Genomic DNA, 17,193 nt, shown 5'->3' with positions numbered 1-17,193 from the left:
TTCGCGCCGCGCTCCTTGCGCGCCCGCGTCGCGTGGGTCATCACGTTGACCTGGGTCGCGACGGCGTTGGTGCCCCAGATGACGACGACGTCGGACTTCGCCATTTCGCGCGGGTCGGCGCCGGATATGCGGCCGGCGCCGGCGAGATAGCCCGGCCAGGCGACGCCGACGCAAATCGTGCCGAAGAAGCGCGAATAGCGCTTGGCGTGGGTCAGGCGCTCGAGCCCGTCGCGCATGACGAGGCCCATCGTGCCCGAGTAAAAATACGGCCACACGCTTTCAGCGCCGAGGCGGCGCTCGGCGTCGAGGAAGCGCTCGGCGACGCGGTCGAGCGCTTCGTCCCAACCGATCGGCGCGAACTGGCCCGAGCCTTTCGGCCCGACGCGCATGAGCGGCCGGGTCAGGCGGTCGGGATGGTGGACGCGCTCGGCGTAGCGCGCGACCTTGGCGCAGACGACGCCGGCGGTGTAGCGCTGCTCTTCGGCGCCGCGCACGCGCCCGATGCGCTTGCCGTCGATCACCTCGACGTCGAGCGCGCAGACTGACGGGCAATCATGCGGGCAAACCGAAGGCCGCCGGACGATTCCGGCGGGAGAGTCGGCGACAGAAAAATCCATCGCCGCACTCTGGCAGAGCCGGCTGAATGCGACAAGTCTTGGACGCGGCGACGAAAATCCGCGCCGGCGGCAGCGAAGCTCAGTGGTTGACCGTCGTTGCGGGCGCCGGCTGGCCCTGGCCGTCATAGCGTTGGTAATGCTGGTCGTAGGCGCCGGCGGCGGCAGGCGAGACGAGCGCAGAATCGGCTTCGCCGCGCTGCGCATCGAGGATGGTGGCGACCTGCCAACGCCAAGTCGCGACGTCGGAGGGTTGAGTGACTTCGCCGACGCTCGAGGCGCCCGCGCCGACGACGATCAACGCCAACAGGAACGGCCGTAACATGACAGCCTCCTCCCGTTCGTTTTGCTTGTCGGATGAAGCGCCTTCCGGCGTCTTCCCCGGCTAGCGCGGGCATTCAACGCCGCCTTTGTGACAGGGTCAAGGCGCTTGTTGATCTTCGTCGCGCAAAAGCCGAGCGGCCATCGCCCGGGTGACCGGTCCGCCTCGAGCCAAAGCCTCGCGATCGAGCGCAGCGACCAGCGCCCGCGCCGCGTCGAGCGAACGCTCGATCCTCAGCGCGACATAGCCGATCAGCGCCGGGTCGACCGCGAGCTGGCGGTCGTTGAACAGCTTGACCAGCACCGCCTGGGTCAACTCGAAGTCGGGCGCGCCGAGCTCGACGATCGGCGCCAGGCGCAGCCGCGACAGCAGGTCGGCCGTTCTCAGCCCCCAGGCGTCGGGCGGCGCGCGCGCGGTGATCAGCGCGTCGACGCCCCGCTCGCGCGCGAGATTGACGAGATGAAACAGGGCTGCCTCGTCGGCGCCGCTACGATCGGCGTCTTCGATCAGCAGCGCCTTCGCCTCGGCGAGTTCGCCGAGCGCGTCGCGCGTCAGCGAAGCCGCGTCGACGGCGCGCGCGTTCGCCTGGCGGGCCCAGATCGTCGCCAGATGGCTCTTGCCGGCGCCGCTCGGGCCGATCAGCATCAGCGTCCGCGTCGGCCAGTCGGGCCAGGCGAGGATCGTCTTCAGCGCCTGGGAATTGCCCGCCGCCTCGAGAAAGTCCTCGCGCGCGAAGCTCGGCGCGTGCGGCCAATCGAGGACGAGCTGGCGCGGCGTCGCGGTCACGAGGTCCCCTGCGGTCCCGTTCCGCCGCCATAGAGCGGGCTCTTGAGGTAGAGGCCGATCAGGTGGCGGGCGAGAACGCCCAGCGCCGCCGCCGCCGGCACCGCGATCAGCAGGCCGGTGAAGCCGAACAATTCGCCGAAGGCGAACAGCGCGAACATCAACCACACCGGATGCAGCCCGATCGATCCGCCGACCAGCTTGGGCGAGATCACGTTGCCTTCGAAGAACTGGCCGACCAGCACGACGGCCAAAGCCTCGATGAACAGGGTCAGGCTCGGCCAGCCCTGGACCAGGCTGACGCCGATCGACAGCACCAGCGCGGTCAGCGAACCGATGTAGGGAATGAAGCTCAGCACGCCGGCGATGACGCCGATCAGGAAGCCGAAATCGAGACCGATCAGCGTCAGTCCGATCCCGTACCACAGGCCGAGGAACAGGCAGACCAGCGACTGGCCGCGGATGAAGCCGGCGAGCGCATGATTGACCTCGGTCGCGATCGCCCTCAGCGCGTCGCGGTGCTGCAACGGCAGCCAGCCGTCGATCGTCGCCACCATCTTGTTCCAGTCAACCAGCATGTAGAAGGCGACGACCGGCGTGATGATGAGGAACGACAGGAAGCTGAAGATCGCCGCGCCGCCGGAGACAAGCGAACGCAGAAAGTTGAGCAGCCATTGCGCCCCTTGCGCGACGAAGTCGCCGACCGACTTCTGGATCTGGTCGCCGGAGATCGTCCAGCCGGAAGCGCGCCATTCGCCGCCATAGCGATCGAGCAGCGCGTTGCTTTGCTCGACCACGAGCGCCTGCAGCCGCATCGCGTAACCCGGCAGTTTCTGGGCGAAGCTGGCGAACTGGGTCGCCAGCGCCGGCGCGGCGACCAGCAACAACAGCGCGGCGACGACGATGAAAACGACGAGGATGATCAGCGAGGCGACGAAGCGACTGAGGCCGAAGCCCTGCATGCGCCGCACCACCGGATCGAGCAGATAGCCGAGCGCGATGCCGGCGGCGAACGGCGCGACCGCGCCGCCGAGCAGGTAGAGGAGATAGCCGATCGCCGCCAGCGCGACCGCCCATACGAGGATCTGGCGTTCGAGGGTCATGGCGTCGCCGTCGCTTGGCGCGTGGCCGGCTGCAGCAGATCCCAGCGGCCGCCCCAGGGATCGGCGAAGACTGCGACGACGCCGTAAGCCTCGCGCCGCGGCGATTCGAGAAAGCGCACCCCGCGCGCGCTCATCGCCGCATGATCGCGGGCGAAGTCGTCGGTCTCGAGAAAGTAGGCGACGCGCCCGCCCGCCGCCGCGCCGATCGCCGCGCGCTGGCGCGCGTCGGCGGCCCTGGCGAGCACGAGCCGCGCGCCTGCGCCGCCCGGCGGCGCGACGACGATCCAGCGCCTGTCGGCGCCGAGCGGCGCGTCTTCGATCAGGTCGAAGCCGAGCGCGCCGCGAAACCAAGCGACCGCGTCGTCATAGTCGGGGACGAGGAAGGCGACGGCGGCGAGGCTCTTGGTCACGGGGCGGCGCTCAGCGGCTCATGTGATCGAGCCATTGGGCGATATAAACCCCGCCCGAAGCCAACGTCGAGGCCGCCACCACCCAGGCGAGCTTGTCGGACAACGCCGAGTCGTCGTAGCCGAAGGCGCGGGCGCCGAGCGCCAGCGCTGCGAAGGCGATCTGGGCGAGGGTGTTGAACTTCGAGATCCACACCGGTCGGATCGCCACCGGCTTGCCGAGCAGCCAGGAAATCAGCACGGCGGCGAGGATCATCAGGTCGCGCGAGACGACGAGGATCGCCAGCGCCGGCCAGACGACGCCGATCATCGCCAGGGCGATGTACATCGAGTTGACCAGCGCCTTGTCGGCCAGCGGGTCGAGATAGGAGCCGAGTTCCGAGCGCAGGTCGAAGCGCCTGGCGATGAAGCCGTCGACCGCGTCGGAGGCGCCGGCGGCGACGAAGATGAGGAACGCCGCGACGAAGCGCTGCGAAACGATCATCGTCACCGCCATCGGCGTCAGCAAGAGGCGCGCGAGGGTGATGAGGTTCGGCAGATTGGCGAAGACCCACGAGCCGCCCATGAAGAACCCGACGCCCCCTGCCACGGCCGCCCGCGCGGCGACGCATGCGATTCGCGCTTCGCGCTTCTGGCATTTATGCGCGTTTCTTGCGGCGGCGCGAATCCGAGGCGCCGGATTTGTGAACGGAAGCGGCGACATCCGCCACATTTCCGAAGTATCGTCACTTTTGTAGTGTCGAGGTCGCCTCGCGTAGGCGACCCTCAACGTGGAGGCTCAACATGAGCAAATTCTTGGCTGCGCTGGGACTGTCGACGGCGCTCGCCGCCGCGGTCGCCCTCCCGCTGGCCACCCAGGCCCAGGCCGCAATGAGCTACGGCGGTCCGGGCGTCGCCGACCTCCAGCATCAGATGGCGCCGGTCGAGAAGGCGCAGTTCTTCTGGGGCGGATACAATTACTGCTGGTATCCGGTCGGCTGGCACGGCCCCGGCTGGTATTGGTGCGGCTACGCTTGGAACAACGGCTTCGGCTGGGGCGGCCCCTACGGCTGGCACGGCTGGCGCGGCGGTTACGGGCGCGGCCCGTGGGGTCATGGCCCGTGGGGTCATGGCCCGTGGGGTCATGGCCCGTGGGGTCATGGTCATGGGCCGTTCGTGGGCCACGGTCCGCATATGAGCGGCGGGCACGTGTGGCCACACCACTAAAGGGTCAAGGCTGGTCTAGCTAGCGCTCGCGGCGGTTCGACGAGAACCGCCGCCTGGGCGCTGGGCGGATCGACGGTCAGTTCTCGCTGTAGGCCGCGAGCGCTTGGGCGAGAATCGACAGACCGGTGGTCGACGGCGCGCCTTCGTTGACGACGAGAAATCCGCTCGCCTCAACCTCCGGGTCGGAGGTCGGATCGGCGGTTTTGCGTTTCTGCGGCGCGGATGGCCGTTTGAGGTCGCCGCGCAAGTGCGTGACGTCAGCGTCGAAGCCGACGCGCAGGATTGTGGAAAGCGGCATTGTAGCGCCTTCGCCTCGACGCACGCCGGCCTTGATGGCGGCTTGGGCCTCGCAGGGCCGGTGTCGGCGCGTCCAACCGACTCCGAATCATTACGGCCTCGCCACTGTTTGGGGCCAAGTCTTAACGAAGGGTTAAAACGCCGCCTGTAGGCCGGCCGGCGCCGAAAGGATACCTAACGTTACGGCGCCCAGATCGCTAAAATTCGATCGGATGCGGCCCCGTGGCGGCGATTTGCGGTTGCGTCGTCATGGCAAAAGGCCGACGCTTTGGCCTCGCCGGCGCGAAAGTCGGCCGGGGGCGAGGGGCGGGCGTGTCGAACGACCACGCGCTGGCAGCGAAGGCGTTTGTCGTCACGCGTCGGCCGCGGCTCGCCGACGTCGTCGACCATCCCAAGCTCGACTTCGCCGACTACGAGCGGCGCCTGGCCTCGCTGCAAGGGGTGCTGCAGCTCATCCAGCAGGCCTATCTCGGCACGCCGGAACGCGCGATCATCGTCCTCGAGGGCTGGGACACCGCTGGCAAGGGCGGCGTCGTGCGCCGCCTCGGCTGGGCGCTCGACCCGCGCAGCTTCGGCGTCAGTCCGATCGCCTCGCCCGACGAGCATGAGCGCGCCCAGCACTATCTGCAGCGATTCTGGCGCCGCCTGCCGGAGAACGGCCACATCGTCGCTTTCGACCGTTCGTGGTACGGGCGGGTGCTGGTCGAGCGCGTCGAGGGCTTCGCCACCGAGAAGGAATGGCGGCGCGCCTATCGCGAGATCAACGCGTTCGAACGCATGCTGATCGACTCGGGCGTGCGGCTGGTCAAGGTCTTCCTCCACATCACCGCCGACGAGCAGCTCAAGCGCTTTCGCGCCCGGCTTACCGATCCGGTCAAGCGCTGGAAGCTGTCCTACGAGGACTTCCGCAACCGCGCGCGCTGGGCGGATTACGTGACGGCGATCGAGGACATGATGGACAAGACCTCGACCAAGCAAGCGCCCTGGCACCTCGTTCCCGCCAACAACAAGCTGTTCGGACGGGTCGCGGTCTTTCGCATCCTCAAGGAACGGCTGGGCGAGGGGGTCTCGCTCGAGCCGCGCCCGATCGACCCCGCCCTGCTGAAAGAAGCCAAGCGCGCGCTCGGACTCAATCCGGCTGAGGTCGCCCAGGCGCTCGAGCCGGCCCCCCGTCGACCGCGCGCCAGGCGCGGCGGCGGGGAATGACCGCGTTCGCGGCGCTCGGGCCATCTCCCCTGGCGCGCGCCGGCGAACCGATCGTCAGCCGTGGCGCGGCGGCGGGGTGATCTCGATCGCCAGATGCTCGAGGCCGGCGTCGTCGAGCAGGCGGCGGATGCGGTCGACGTCGATCTCGCCCTGACCGTGAAGGACCAGCGCATGCGCCACGCCGTCCGCGTCGGCCTCTTCGCCAGGCCTTCCCTCGCCCTGACGGCGCCGCGCGGCGATCAGTGCCGAAACGGCGCCGGGGTCCGGCGCGCCGCCGGCGCTCGCCTCGAGCGTTGGCGCCGGCGCCGGCGGATTGATCGTCACCGTCGAGCCGTCGCACGACACGGTCGTCGAGCCGTCGGGATTGACCACGACCTTCATGGCGTTCTCCGCGTCGGCGGCGCGGCGTTCGTCACTTCGTCGCCTGCGCCGTTTCAGCGAGCCTAGGGGCTGGCGGCGGCCCGCGCAACGACCGGACGCGAATCGGCGCGGCTCCTCGTGAGCGAAAAATTGCCATCGCCAGGGAGAGCCTGCGACGGTAGTCTCCCCGTCATGGCGCCGCGACGGCCGGCGCAGTGGCCGTCTCAGGACGAGCGATGCAACTAGATCCGGTCATCCTTTCCCGCCTGCAATTCGCATGGGTCATCGCCTGGCACATTCTCCTGCCCGCCTTCACGGTCGGGCTCGCTTCCTTCGTCGCGCTGCTCGAAGGGCTTCATTTTGCCACCGGGCGCACGGTCTATTTCCGGCTGTCGAGCTTCTGGACCAAGATCTTCGCGGTGTCGTTCGGCATGGGCGTCGTTTCCGGCGTCGTCATGCCGTTTCAATTCGGCGCCAACTGGAGCCGCTTCTCCGACGCGACCGCCAACATCCTCTCGCCGCTGCTGGCCTACGAAGCCCTGATGGCGTTCTTCCTCGAAGCGGCGTTTCTCAGCGTGTTGCTGTTCGGCCGCAAGCTCGTGCCGCGCTGGGCCCATTTCTTCGCCGCGCTGATGGTGGCGATCGGCACCCTGTTCTCGTCCTTCTGGATTCTCGCCGCCAACAGCTGGATGCAGACGCCGGCGGGCTACGAGATCGTCGACGGACGGTTCTTTCCCAAGTCGTGGACCGAGATCGTCTTCAACCCCTCCTTTCCCTATCGGCTGACGCATACGGTCGTCGGCTTCTACGTCACCGCCGCTCTTGTCGTCGTCGGCGTCGCCGCCTTCTATCTGCGGCGCGGGCGCTTCATCGCCGAAGCGCGCACGATGCTGTCGATGACCCTTTGGCTGCTGACCGCGCTCGCGCCGCTGCAGATCCTGCTCGGCGACCAGCAGGGCCTCAACACGCTCGCCTATCAGCCGGCCAAGCTCGCGGCGATCGAGGCGCGCTGGGACACCGTCAGCCGCGCGCCGCTGACGCTGTTCGCCGTTCCCGACCAGAAGGCGGAGACGAACCGCTACGAGATCGCCGTTCCCGATCTCGGCAGTCTCATCCTCACGCATGACCCGAACGGGACGATTCGCGGCCTCAAGGACTGGCCCGCCGATCAGCGACCGCCCGTCGCCATCCCGTTCTTCGCCTTCCGCGTCATGGTCGGCCTCGGAATGGTCTTTCTGGCGACGGTGATCGCCAGCCTGTGGCTGCGCGCGCGCGGCCGGCTGTTCGACACCGACTGGTTTCTGCGCCTGTGCACGCTCGTTTCGCCGCTCGGCTTTGTCGCCGTGCTGGCCGGCTGGGTCACGACCGAAGTCGGCCGCCAGCCGTGGACGGTGTACGGCCTGCTGCGCACATCCGATTCGGTGTCGCCCTCGCTCGCCGGCGGCGACGTCGTCGTCTCCCTGATCGGCTACGCGATCGTCTACCTGGTGATGTTTCCCTCGGGAATTGCGCTGATGGCGCGGATCGTGCGCGCCGGTCCAAGCGAGGCGGCGCCAGAGCCCGGGCCGATCGAGGCCGGCCGGCCGGCGCTGCCGGTCGAGGCGCTGCCGGTCGACGATCGCACGAGCCGCCAAGACGCAGCGAGAGACCCATGAGCGCGCCGATGTTCGACTTCGTGCCGATCTGGACCGCCATCCTGGGGTTTGGCGTGTTTCTCTACGTGCTGCTCGACGGCTTCGATCTCGGCGTCGGCATTCTTTACGGCTTCGCGCCCGACCTCGCTTCGCGCAACCTGGTGATGAATTCGGTGGCGCCGGTCTGGGACGGCAACGAGACCTGGCTGGTTCTGGGCGGAGTGGGCCTGCTGGCGGCGTTCCCGCTCGCCTTCGCCGTCATTCTGCCGGCGGTCTACTTTCCCATTCTGGCGATGCTGCTGGCGCTGGTTTTCCGCGGCGTCGCCTTCGAGTTCCGTTTCCGTGACGCCGAGCGGCGCGGCCTATGGGATCATGGGTTCTGCTACGGGTCGGCGGTCGCCGCGTTCGCCCAGGGCGTGGTGCTCGGCGCTTTCATTCAGGGCTTTCAGGTCGAGGGGCGGCAGTTCGTCGGCGGCTCGCTCGACTTCCTGACGCCGTTCTCGGTCTTCACCGGCGTGGCGCTGCTGTTCGGTTACAGCCTGTTGGGGGCCGGCTGGCTGGTGCTCAAGACCGAAGGCGATCTGCAGCAATGGGCGCGCCGGCTCGGCCGCCGCTGTCTCGTCGGCGTGCTGGCGGCGATCCTGATCGTCAGCGTCTGGACGCCGCTGACGAACGCCGACATCGCCAGCCGCTGGTTCTCATGGCCCAACGTCGTCTTCTTGTCGCCCGTGCCGATCGTCACCGCCCTCGTCGCCTACGGGGAGTGGCGCGCGCTCGCCAGCCGGGCCGAGGCCTGGCCGTTCGCCGGCGCGATCGGCCTGTTTGCGCTTTCCTATCTTGGCGTCGCGATCAGCCTGTGGCCGATGATCGCGCCGCCGCACATCACCCTGTGGCAGGCCGCGTCGTCTTCCAGCACGCAGGCCTTCCTGCTGATCGGCACGCTGTTCCTGCTGCCGATCATCCTCATGTACACCGGCTGGTCATACTGGGTGTTCCGCGGCAAGGTGCGCGGCGACCTCGGCTACCACTAACCGGGCGCAGCCGGCCCTTGCGCTGCGCCGGCCGAGCCGCTAACCCGGCGCCAGCGTTTCGCCAAGGCCGCCATGACCTCGAAAGCCTCTCCGCGCCTGACTTACGCCGACGCCGGGGTCGACGTCGACGCAGGCAACGCCATGGTCGAGCGCATCAAGCCGCTGGTCCGGGCGACGCGCCGCCCTGGCGCCGAAGCTGAGATTGGCGGCTTCGGCGGCCTATTCGACCTCAAGGCGGCGGGCTTTCGCGATCCCGTTCTCGTCGCCGCCAACGACGGCGTCGGCACCAAGGTCAAGATCGCGATCGAAAGCGGCATCCTCGACACGATCGGGATCGACCTCGTCGCCATGTGCGTCAACGACATCGTCGTCCAGGGGGCGGAGCCGCTGTTTTTCCTCGACTATTTCGCCACCGCGAAGCTCGATCCGGCGATCGGCGCGGCGATCGTCGCCGGCATCGCGCGCGCTTGCGTCGAGTCGGGCTGCGCGCTGATCGGCGGCGAGACGGCGGAAATGCCCGGCCTCTACGCTCACGGCGATTTCGACCTCGCCGGCTTCGCCGTCGGCGCGGCCGAGCGCGGAACGCTGCTGCCGCGCGCCGGGCTGAAGGCCGGCGACGTCGCGATCGGCCTGCCGTCGTCGGGCGTCCATTCCAACGGCTTTTCGCTGGTTCGCCGCATCGTCGCGCTGAGCGGCCTCGCCTGGGGCGAGCCGGCGCCGTTCGCGCCCGAGCGCTCGCTCGCCGCCGCGCTGCTCGAACCGACTCGGCTCTATGTCAAGCCGCTGCTGGCGACGCTGAAGGCGGCCGACGCCGTGCTGGCGCTTGCCCATGTCACCGGCGGCGGCTTTCCCGACAACCTGCCGCGCGTGCTGCCCGAAGCCTTGGCGGTCGAACTCGACCTGTCCGCTTTCGCGCCGCCTCCCGTCTTCGCCTGGCTCGCTGCGACCGGCGGCGTCGGCGAAGCGGAGATGTTGCGCACGTTCAACTGCGGCTTCGGCATGGTCGCGTTCGCCGCGGCGGAGGCCGCCGACGCGGCGCTCGCGGCGCTCGCCGCCAACGGTCTCGCGCCCAGGCCGATCGGGAAACTGATCCCGCGCGAGGGCGCCCCGGTCGTCATGCGCGGACGGTTGGCGCTGTGAGCGGCAGGCTCAGGGTCGCCGCCCTCATTTCCGGGCGCGGCTCCAACATGGCGGCGCTGGTCGAGGCGGCCCGATCGCCGGATTTCCCGGCTGAGATCGCGCTCGTCCTCTCAAACAAGTCCGAGGCGCCCGGGCTTGATCTCGCCCGCGCGGCGGGGGTCGCCGCCGAGGCGATCGAGTCGAAGCGTCATGCCGACCGCGAAGCGTTCGAGGCGGCGTTGCAGGCGACGCTCGAAGCGCACGCAATCGAATTCGTCTGTCTCGCCGGTTTCATGCGCGTCCTCGGGGCGAAGTTCGTCGAGCGCTGGCGCGGGCGCATGCTCAACATCCATCCGTCGCTGCTGCCGGACTTGCGCGGCCTGCATACGCACGCGCGCGCACTCGCCGCCGGCCTGAAGGAGCACGGCTGCACCGTCCATTTCGTCGAGCCCGAGCTCGACGCCGGTCCGATCGTCGCCCAGGCGCGGGTCCCCGTGCTGGCCGACGACGACGCCGAGAGCCTGGCGGCGCGGGTTCTGGTCGAGGAGCACAAGCTCTACCCGCGCGCGCTCGCCGAAGTCGCGGCGAAGCTGTCGCGCCGGGCCAAGACCGTCTCCCGCGCGCGAACCTCGGCCGCTCGGCGCTCCGCAGTTGGCGACGAAGCGGTTTTGTCACAGAATTACCCGAAGGATAGGGCGGGCGCCGCGGGCGCTTCCGGTGGGGCCGGGCGGCCCGCCGGGACGGGCGTCAGGAGGGCGAAGAGGATGAAGTCCGCAACCGCCGCCGCCGAAGACGCGCCGCCGACTCTGCTCGAATCGCCCGAGCGGTTCATCAACCGCGAGCTGTCGTGGTTGGAATTCAACCGCCGGGTGCTGGAGGAATCGGACAATCGCGGTCATCCGCTGCTCGAGCGGCTGCGCTTCCTGTCGATTTCGGCCAACAATCTCGACGAATTCTTCATGGTCCGCGTCGCCGGCTTGGTTGGGCAGGTGCTCGCCGGGATGACGGAAATCTCCGACGACGGCCTCACGCCCGTCGAGCAGCTCGAGCGCATCGGCGCGCGGGTCGCCGAGCTCGTCGCCGCGCAGCAGGAGCGCTGGCGCGCGCTGCGTGCAGAGCTCGAACAGGCGGGGATCGTCATCTGCGACGTCGCAGCGCTCTCGGCTCGCGACCGCCAATGGCTGGAGGACTATTTCCTCCTCTACGTCTTCCCGGTGCTGACGCCGCTGGCGGTCGACCCGGCGCACCCGTTCCCGTTCATTCCCAACCTCGGCTTCACCCTTGCGCTCGAGCTCAAGAGCCACGCCGACCACCGGACGATGAACGCGCTGGTGCGCTTTCCCAGCCGCATCGACCGCTTCATCAAGTTGCCGGACGCGGGCGGCGCCGGGCCGCTGCGCTTCGTCCTGCTCGAACAGATCATCCTCGCCTTCATCGGCCAGCTTTTCCCTGGCTACAAGGTCACCGGCCACGGCAGCTTCCGCGTCATTCGCGACAGCGACATCGAAGTGGAGGAAGAGGCTGAAGACCTGGTGCGCCTGTTCGAGAGCGCGCTGAAACGGCGGCGGCGCGGTTCGGTCATCCGCCTCGAGATCGACGCGAGCATGCCGGAGCGGCTGCGCGCATTCGTCACCGGCGACGTCGACGTCGTCGCCTCCGGCGTCGTCCTGATCGACGGCCTGCTCGCGCTCGAAGAACTCAGCCAGATCATCGGCGTCGACCGGCCGGAGCTGAAGTTTCCTCCGATCAATCCGCGCTTCCCCGAGCGCGTGCGCGACAATGGCGGCGACTGCTTCGCCGCGATCCGCCAGAAGGACCTCGTCGTCCACCATCCTTACGAAACCTTCGACGTGGTGGTGCAGTTTCTCGTTCAGGCGGCGCGCGATCCCAACGTCGTAGCGATCAAGCAGACGCTCTATCGCACTTCGGCCGACAGTCCGATCGTCCGCGCGCTGATCGAAGCGGCCGAGGCCGGCAAGTCGGTCACGGCGCTGATCGAGCTGAAGGCGCGCTTCGACGAGGAAGCCAACATCCGCTGGGCGCGCGACCTCGAGCGCGCCGGCGCGCAAGTCGTGTTCGGCTTCATCGAGCTGAAGACCCACGCCAAGCTATCCATGGTGGTCAGGCGCGAAGCGGGCTCGCTCGTCACCTATTGCCATCTCGGCACCGGCAACTATCATCCGGTCACCGCGCGCATCTACACCGACATATCGCTGTTCACCGCCGACGCGGCGGTCGGCCGCGACGTCGCCCGGGTGTTCAACTTCATCACCGGCTACGCCGAGCCGGACGGGCTCGAGCTGTTGGCGATCTCGCCGTTCACGCTCAGGAAGAAGCTGCTGCGCCACATCGCCGAGGAGATCGAGTTCGCCAAGGCCGGCAAGCCGGCGGCGATCTGGGGCAAGTGCAACGCGCTGGTCGATTCCGAAATCATCGACGCACTCTACGCGGCGAGCCGCGCCGGGGTGGAGATCGACTTCGTCGTGCGCGGCATCTGCTGCCTGCGGCCGGGCGTGCCCGGCCTGTCCGACAACATCCGCGTCAAGTCGATCGTCGGCCGCTTCCTCGAGCACGCGCGCATCTACGCTTTCGGCGGCGGCCACGGCCTGCCGAGCCGCGAGGCGCACGTCTATATTTCCTCGGCCGACCTGATGCAGCGCAACCTCGATCGCCGCGTCGAAGCGCTGGCGCCGCTGCTCAATCCCACCGTTCACGAGCACGTCCTCAACCAGATCATGGAAGCCAACCTGCTCGACAACGAGCAGAGCTTCCGCGTGCTGCCGGACGGTTCGAGCGTCAGGATCGCGCCCGCCGAGGGCGAGGAGCCGTTCAACTGTCACAAATATTTTCTCACCCATCCGAGCCTTTCCGGGCGCGGCCGGTCACTTGCCGAGTCCCGCCCGGGGGCGCTCGCCTATCGCAAGCTGCGCGATTGAAGCGCACAAGCGCCCACGCTGGCCTCGCGCGGCCGGCGGCGGGCCGAGCCGCAGGAAGGATTGAATGTCGGGGCTGGAAGCAAGAGGGCGGTTGCCGGGCGAACCCGTGGCGATCGTCGACATCGGGTCGAACTCGGTCCGCCTTGTCGCCTATGAAGCGCTCAGCCGCGCGCTGACCCCGATCTTCAACGAGAAGGTGCTGTGCGGGCTCGGCCGCGGCGTCGCCACGACCGGCTTCCTGACCGAAGACGCGACGGCCAAGGCGCTGGCGGCGCTGCAGCGCTTCCGCGTCCTGTGCCGGACGATGGGCATCGCCAACCTTCGCGCGGTGGCGACCGCAGCGGTGCGCGACGCCGCCAACGGCCCGCAATTCCTCGAGCTGGCGGAGCGGGCGATCGGCTGCGAGATCGATCTGCTCGCCGGCCCGCGCGAGGCGCAGCTCTCCGCCATCGGCGTGGCGTCCTCGATCTGGGCCGCCGACGGCGTGGTCGGCGACCTCGGCGGCGGCTCGCTCGAACTTGCCGACGTCGCCGGCGGCAAGGTCGGGCGCGGCGTCACCCTGCCGCTCGGCGGTCTGACGCTGCTCGAGCTTTCCGATCGCTCGCCGAAGAAGGCGTCCAAGATCGCGCGCGACGCGCTGCAAAAGGTCAAAGCGCTCGACAATCTCGCCGGCCGGACCTTCTACGCCGTCGGCGGCACCTGGCGCGCGCTGGCGCGCCTGCACATGAGCCAACGCCAATATCCGATGCGGGTGATGCACAATTACGTCATCCCGACCCGCGACGCGCTGGAATTCGTCAAGCTGGTCGAGCGCATCGAAACCGAGGCGCTGACCTCGATCGAGACGGTGTCGGCCGCCCGCCGGCCGCTGCTCGCCTACGGCGCAGCGGTGCTCGAAGAGATCATCCGCCGCTCGCCCCCGAGGGAGATCGTCATCTCGGCGCTCGGGGTGCGCGAAGGCCTGCTGTTCGAGGGCCTTTCGCCCGAGGAGCAGGCGCAGGATCCGCTCATCACCGCCGCGCGCCAGTTCAACCTGTTGCGCTCGCGCAGCCCCGGTCACGCCGAAGAGCTTTTCCACTGGACGAGCCAGTTTCTCGGCGCCTCCCACCTCGAGGAGACGCCGGAGGAGACGCGGCTGCGCCACGCCGCCTGCCTGCTCTCCGACATCGCCTGGCGCGCCCATCCCGACTATCGCGGCGAACAGTCGTACGACCTCGTCGCCAACGCCGCCTTCGTCGGCCTCGACCACCCGTCGCGCGCCTATCTCGCCCTCGCCGCCTCCTACCGCCATGTGTCGGGCGATCAGGAGGTCAGCCCGCACGCGCGCTCGCTGGTGTCGCCGCGCCAGCTCGATCGGGCCCGTCTGCTCGGCTCGGCGATGCGCGTCGCTTACATCGTCTCGGCGGCGATGCCCGGCGTGCTGCCGCGCGCCCCAATGGCGGTGCAGCGGGGCCACGTCGTGCTGACGCTGCCGAGCGACCTCGCCGCGCTCAACAGCGACCGGCTGCAGACCCGGCTGCGTCAATTCGCCCGCCTGCTCGGCGGCGATCCCGAGGTCCGCGCGGCGAGTTGAATGGTCAGTGTAACGCTGCGGAAAGCTTTTGTTTACACACTGCCCCCTCTAATCCGCCAAGTCCGCGACATGAGGTCGCGGCGACGACGGGGCACATTATGAGACTCGACTTATCGCCGCTGCACGGCGTTGTCGCGCCGTTGCGCGAGCGGCGCGAGCACGCCGGCGACCGCGCCATCGGCCGGCTGGTGTCGCTCAATGGCGCCGAAGGGGTGATCGCCTGCGAGCTGTCGCCGAGCGAGATCGGCGATCATTGGTCGGTCGGCCACCTCATCTCCATCGTCCATCAGCAGGCGCGGCTGGTGGGCGTCGTCTGCGAGCTGTCGACGATCGACCGACGCTGGAACGACAACGACGCCAACGTCGCCTACGTGAAGGTGGAGCTGAGCGGCGAGATCATCGATGACGACGACGGCGCGCCACGGTTCTTCCGCGGCATCCGCTCCTATCCCGCGCTCGGCGCCGTCGCCCATCGCATCCGCGCCGACGACCTCAAGGCGATTTACGCCTTTCGCGGCGTCGACGGGGTCGTGATCGGCACGCTGACCCAGAACGCCAACCTGACGGCCGCGGTCAGCGTCGACGAACTCGTCACCCGCCATTTCGCGGTGATCGGCTCGACCGGCGTCGGCAAGACGACCGCGGTGTCGATGCTGATCAAGAAGTGCCTTTCGCAGCGGCCGAAGTTGCGCACGCTGATCATCGACCCCCACAACGAATATGCGCGCCACTTCCCCAAGGAATCGGTGGTGCTCACCTCGGACAACCTCGAGCTGCCGTACTGGATGTTCCGGTTCGAGGAGATCGCCGACATCATCTACAGCGGCCGCAAGGCGAATTCCGACGAGCTCGACGCGCTTTACGACGCGATCAAGACCGCCAAGACGCAGTTCATCGCCAGTTCCGCCTCGATGATCGCCGCCAGTCCGCTGCGTCGCGCCAACCCGACCGACAGCGGCTGGATCAGCGCCGACACGCCGGTGCCCTATCGCGTCGCCGACATGGTCCACATCATCGACGAATGGCTCGGCAAGCTCGACCAGCGCTATCCGCGCTCCGACCTCAGGGCGCTGAAGTACCGACTGGAGACGCTGAGCCGCGACCCGCGGTTCAAGTTTATGTTCGGCCGCGTCGTCGTCGAAGACAACATGGCCAAGGTGATCGCCAAAATCTTCCGGCTGCCCAAGGCGGGCCAACCGGTCACGATCGTTCAGCTCGCTGGCCTGCCCAACGAGGTCGTTAATTCGCTGGTGTCGGTGCTCGCGCGCATGGCCTTCGAGATCGCGTTGTGGAGCGACGGCGCCTACGAAATCATGGTCGTCTGCGAAGAGGCGCACCGCTACATCCCGACCGATCAGTCGCAGGCCTTCGGTCCGACCCGCACGGCGATCGGCCGCATCGCCAAGGAAGGACGCAAATACGGCGTCTCGCTCGGCATCGTCACCCAGCGTCCGTCCGAACTCGACGCGACCGTTCTGTCGCAATGCTCGACGATGTTCGCCATGCGGCTCTCCAACGAGACGGACAAGGCGATCGTCCGGTCGGCGGTGGGCGTCTCCTCGGCGAGCACGATCGCCTTCCTCTCCTCGATCGCCGACCGCGAGGCGATCGCCTTCGGCGAGGCGATCGCGACGCCGATGCGGATGAAATTCTCCGATTACCGCGACGAATCGGCGCGCGTCCCCTTCACCGGCGACCCGGAGCCGAACATGGCGCATCTCGACCTGCGCAAGATCGTCTGCCGGCTTCGCGGAGAATATTCTCCCGAGACGAACTGACCGCCGCCGCCGGCCGGCGCGCCGATTTGCCGCGGCAAGACCGATAAATCGCCCTTTCCGCTCAGGCGGATCATAATGCGCCACGGCGTTTGTTCGGCCAGAGGGCGAAGGCGATGTTCGATCATGTCGAATTCCGCGTCAGGGACGTGGAAGCGAGCCGGAAATTCTATCTGGCGGCGCTGGCGCCGCTCGGCGTCGGCGTGGCGATGGAGCACGGCGGCGGGGTCGGCCTGGGCCGCGGCGGCAAGCCGCAGCTGTGGCTGAGCCAGGGCGAGCCGCCCGTCTCGCCCCTCCATATCGCCTTCGCCGCGAGGAACCGCGCCGAAGTCGACGCATTCCACGCCGCCGCGCTCGCCGCCGGGGGAAGGGACAACGGCGCGCCGGGCTTGCGCCCCCACTACCATCCGAACTATTACGGGGCGTTTGCAATCGACCCCGACGGACACAATATAGAGGCTGTCTGCCACAGTGCGGCGCCGTGACAAGCGAAGGCGGTCGTTCGCACAGCATTCTTGACCCCCACCGACGGTCCTTGAAACCGTCTAGGCGAGGAGAAGTCCAATGGCGGCAGTCCAGGAGACCGTCGACCGCGTCCGTTCGATCGAAGCCGAGGCCTATAAGTATGGCTTCGTCTCCGACATCGAGTCCGACAAGGCCCCCAAAGGCCTCAACGAAGACGTCGTCCGCTTCATCTCGGCCAAAAAGGGCGAGCCGCAATGGCTGCTCGACTGGCGCCTCGACGCCTATCGGCGCTGGCTGACGATGATTCCGCCGCGCTGGGCGCGGGTCGAATTCCCCGAGATCGATTTTCAGGACCTTTACTA

17 protein-coding genes and 2 pseudogenes are annotated in these 17,193 nt (G+C 68.3%); 11 read left to right on the top strand and 8 right to left on the bottom strand.

Annotated elements, in window-relative coordinates:
• The 6 genes from ABSF49_RS12675 to ABSF49_RS12650 form a co-directional block, all read right to left on the bottom strand.
• Positions 1-617: molybdopterin-dependent oxidoreductase (locus tag ABSF49_RS12675; RefSeq protein WP_424113011.1), on the bottom strand; the 617-nt coding region annotated here is incomplete at its 3' end.
• Between the two features lie 79 nt (positions 618-696).
• The gene (locus tag ABSF49_RS12670) at positions 697-939 is read right to left on the bottom strand and encodes a hypothetical protein (RefSeq protein ID WP_424113010.1); all 243 of its coding nucleotides are present in this window, start codon (positions 937-939) and stop codon (positions 697-699) included.
• A 96-nt stretch (positions 940-1,035) separates the two neighbouring features.
• Positions 1,036-1,722 carry a P-loop NTPase family protein gene (locus ABSF49_RS12665; protein ID WP_424113009.1) on the bottom strand — a complete coding sequence of 229 codons (687 nt, stop codon included), beginning with the start codon at positions 1,720-1,722 and terminating at the stop codon, positions 1,036-1,038.
• Positions 1,719-2,822, bottom strand: a complete 1,104-nt coding sequence (locus ABSF49_RS12660; RefSeq protein WP_424113008.1) for an AI-2E family transporter — start codon at positions 2,820-2,822, stop codon at positions 1,719-1,721. The genes ABSF49_RS12665 and ABSF49_RS12660 overlap by 4 nt, the downstream gene beginning before the upstream one ends.
• A complete protein-coding gene (locus tag ABSF49_RS12655; protein WP_424113007.1) occupies positions 2,819-3,232 on the bottom strand; it encodes a VOC family protein in 414 nt (137 codons plus the stop codon). The genes ABSF49_RS12660 and ABSF49_RS12655 overlap by 4 nt, the downstream gene beginning before the upstream one ends.
• 10 nt (positions 3,233-3,242) lie before the next feature.
• Positions 3,243-3,818, bottom strand: coding sequence for a CDP-alcohol phosphatidyltransferase family protein (locus ABSF49_RS12650; RefSeq protein WP_424113006.1), 576 nt, complete (start codon positions 3,816-3,818; stop codon positions 3,243-3,245).
• 194 nt (positions 3,819-4,012) lie between these two features.
• Here ABSF49_RS12650 and ABSF49_RS12645 point away from each other — a divergent pair, with 194 nt between their 5' ends.
• Complete coding sequence (locus ABSF49_RS12645; protein ID WP_424113005.1) at positions 4,013-4,435, top strand: hypothetical protein; 423 nt, start codon at positions 4,013-4,015, stop codon at positions 4,433-4,435.
• A gap of 76 nt (positions 4,436-4,511) precedes the next feature.
• On the opposite strand, the gene ABSF49_RS12640 is transcribed toward ABSF49_RS12645, so the two are convergent.
• Positions 4,512-4,733: a hypothetical protein gene (locus ABSF49_RS12640; RefSeq protein WP_424113004.1), complete on the bottom strand. Its 222-nt coding sequence runs from the start codon at positions 4,731-4,733 to the stop codon at positions 4,512-4,514.
• A gap of 311 nt (positions 4,734-5,044) precedes the next feature.
• On the opposite strand from ABSF49_RS12640, the gene ABSF49_RS12635 reads away from it, so the two are divergent.
• Entirely contained in the window at positions 5,045-5,938 is an 894-nt protein-coding gene (locus ABSF49_RS12635) for a polyphosphate kinase 2 family protein (RefSeq protein WP_424113003.1), read from the top strand.
• A gap of 54 nt (positions 5,939-5,992) precedes the next feature.
• Here the strand turns inward: ABSF49_RS12635 and ABSF49_RS12630 are convergent, their stop codons facing one another.
• Entirely contained in the window at positions 5,993-6,319 is a 327-nt protein-coding gene (locus ABSF49_RS12630; protein ID WP_424113002.1) for a hypothetical protein, read from the bottom strand.
• A 215-nt stretch (positions 6,320-6,534) separates the two neighbouring features.
• Between ABSF49_RS12630 and ABSF49_RS12625 the strand changes: the two genes are divergently transcribed.
• The 9 genes and pseudogenes from ABSF49_RS12625 to ABSF49_RS12585 all read left to right on the top strand — a co-directional run.
• Positions 6,535-7,953 (top strand): cytochrome ubiquinol oxidase subunit I, encoded by a 1,419-nt coding sequence (locus tag ABSF49_RS12625; RefSeq protein ID WP_424113001.1) that lies wholly within the window; start codon positions 6,535-6,537, stop codon positions 7,951-7,953.
• On the top strand, positions 7,950-8,963 hold the full coding sequence (gene cydB / locus ABSF49_RS12620) for a cytochrome d ubiquinol oxidase subunit II (protein ID WP_424113000.1): 1,014 nt from the start codon (positions 7,950-7,952) through the stop codon (positions 8,961-8,963). The genes ABSF49_RS12625 and cydB overlap by 4 nt, the downstream gene beginning before the upstream one ends.
• 72 nt (positions 8,964-9,035) lie before the next feature.
• Entirely contained in the window at positions 9,036-10,103 is a 1,068-nt protein-coding gene (gene purM / locus ABSF49_RS12615; RefSeq protein ID WP_424112999.1) for a phosphoribosylformylglycinamidine cyclo-ligase, read from the top strand.
• Positions 10,104-10,150: 47 nt separating this feature from the next.
• Positions 10,151-10,615, top strand: a pseudogene (gene purN / locus ABSF49_RS12610) (phosphoribosylglycinamide formyltransferase); the annotation flags it as partial.
• A gap of 231 nt (positions 10,616-10,846) precedes the next feature.
• Positions 10,847-13,018 (top strand): RNA degradosome polyphosphate kinase, encoded by a 2,172-nt coding sequence (locus ABSF49_RS12605; RefSeq protein WP_424113012.1) that lies wholly within the window; start codon positions 10,847-10,849, stop codon positions 13,016-13,018.
• Between the two features lie 64 nt (positions 13,019-13,082).
• Positions 13,083-14,591, top strand: coding sequence for an exopolyphosphatase (gene ppx / locus ABSF49_RS12600; protein ID WP_424112998.1), 1,509 nt, complete (start codon positions 13,083-13,085; stop codon positions 14,589-14,591).
• 98 nt (positions 14,592-14,689) lie between these two features.
• Entirely contained in the window at positions 14,690-16,369 is a 1,680-nt protein-coding gene (locus ABSF49_RS12595) for an ATP-binding protein (protein ID WP_424112997.1), read from the top strand.
• A gap of 113 nt (positions 16,370-16,482) precedes the next feature.
• A complete protein-coding gene (locus ABSF49_RS12590; RefSeq protein WP_424112996.1) occupies positions 16,483-16,851 on the top strand; it encodes a VOC family protein in 369 nt (122 codons plus the stop codon).
• 79 nt (positions 16,852-16,930) lie between these two features.
• Positions 16,931-17,193: pseudogene (locus ABSF49_RS12585) on the top strand (Fe-S cluster assembly protein SufB); the annotation flags it as partial.

Origin of the sequence: Roseiarcus sp. (genome assembly GCF_049514155.1) — a bacterium.
GTDB lineage: Bacteria > Pseudomonadota > Alphaproteobacteria > Rhizobiales > Beijerinckiaceae > Roseiarcus.
This window is presented reverse-complemented; position numbering and strand designations above follow the sequence as displayed.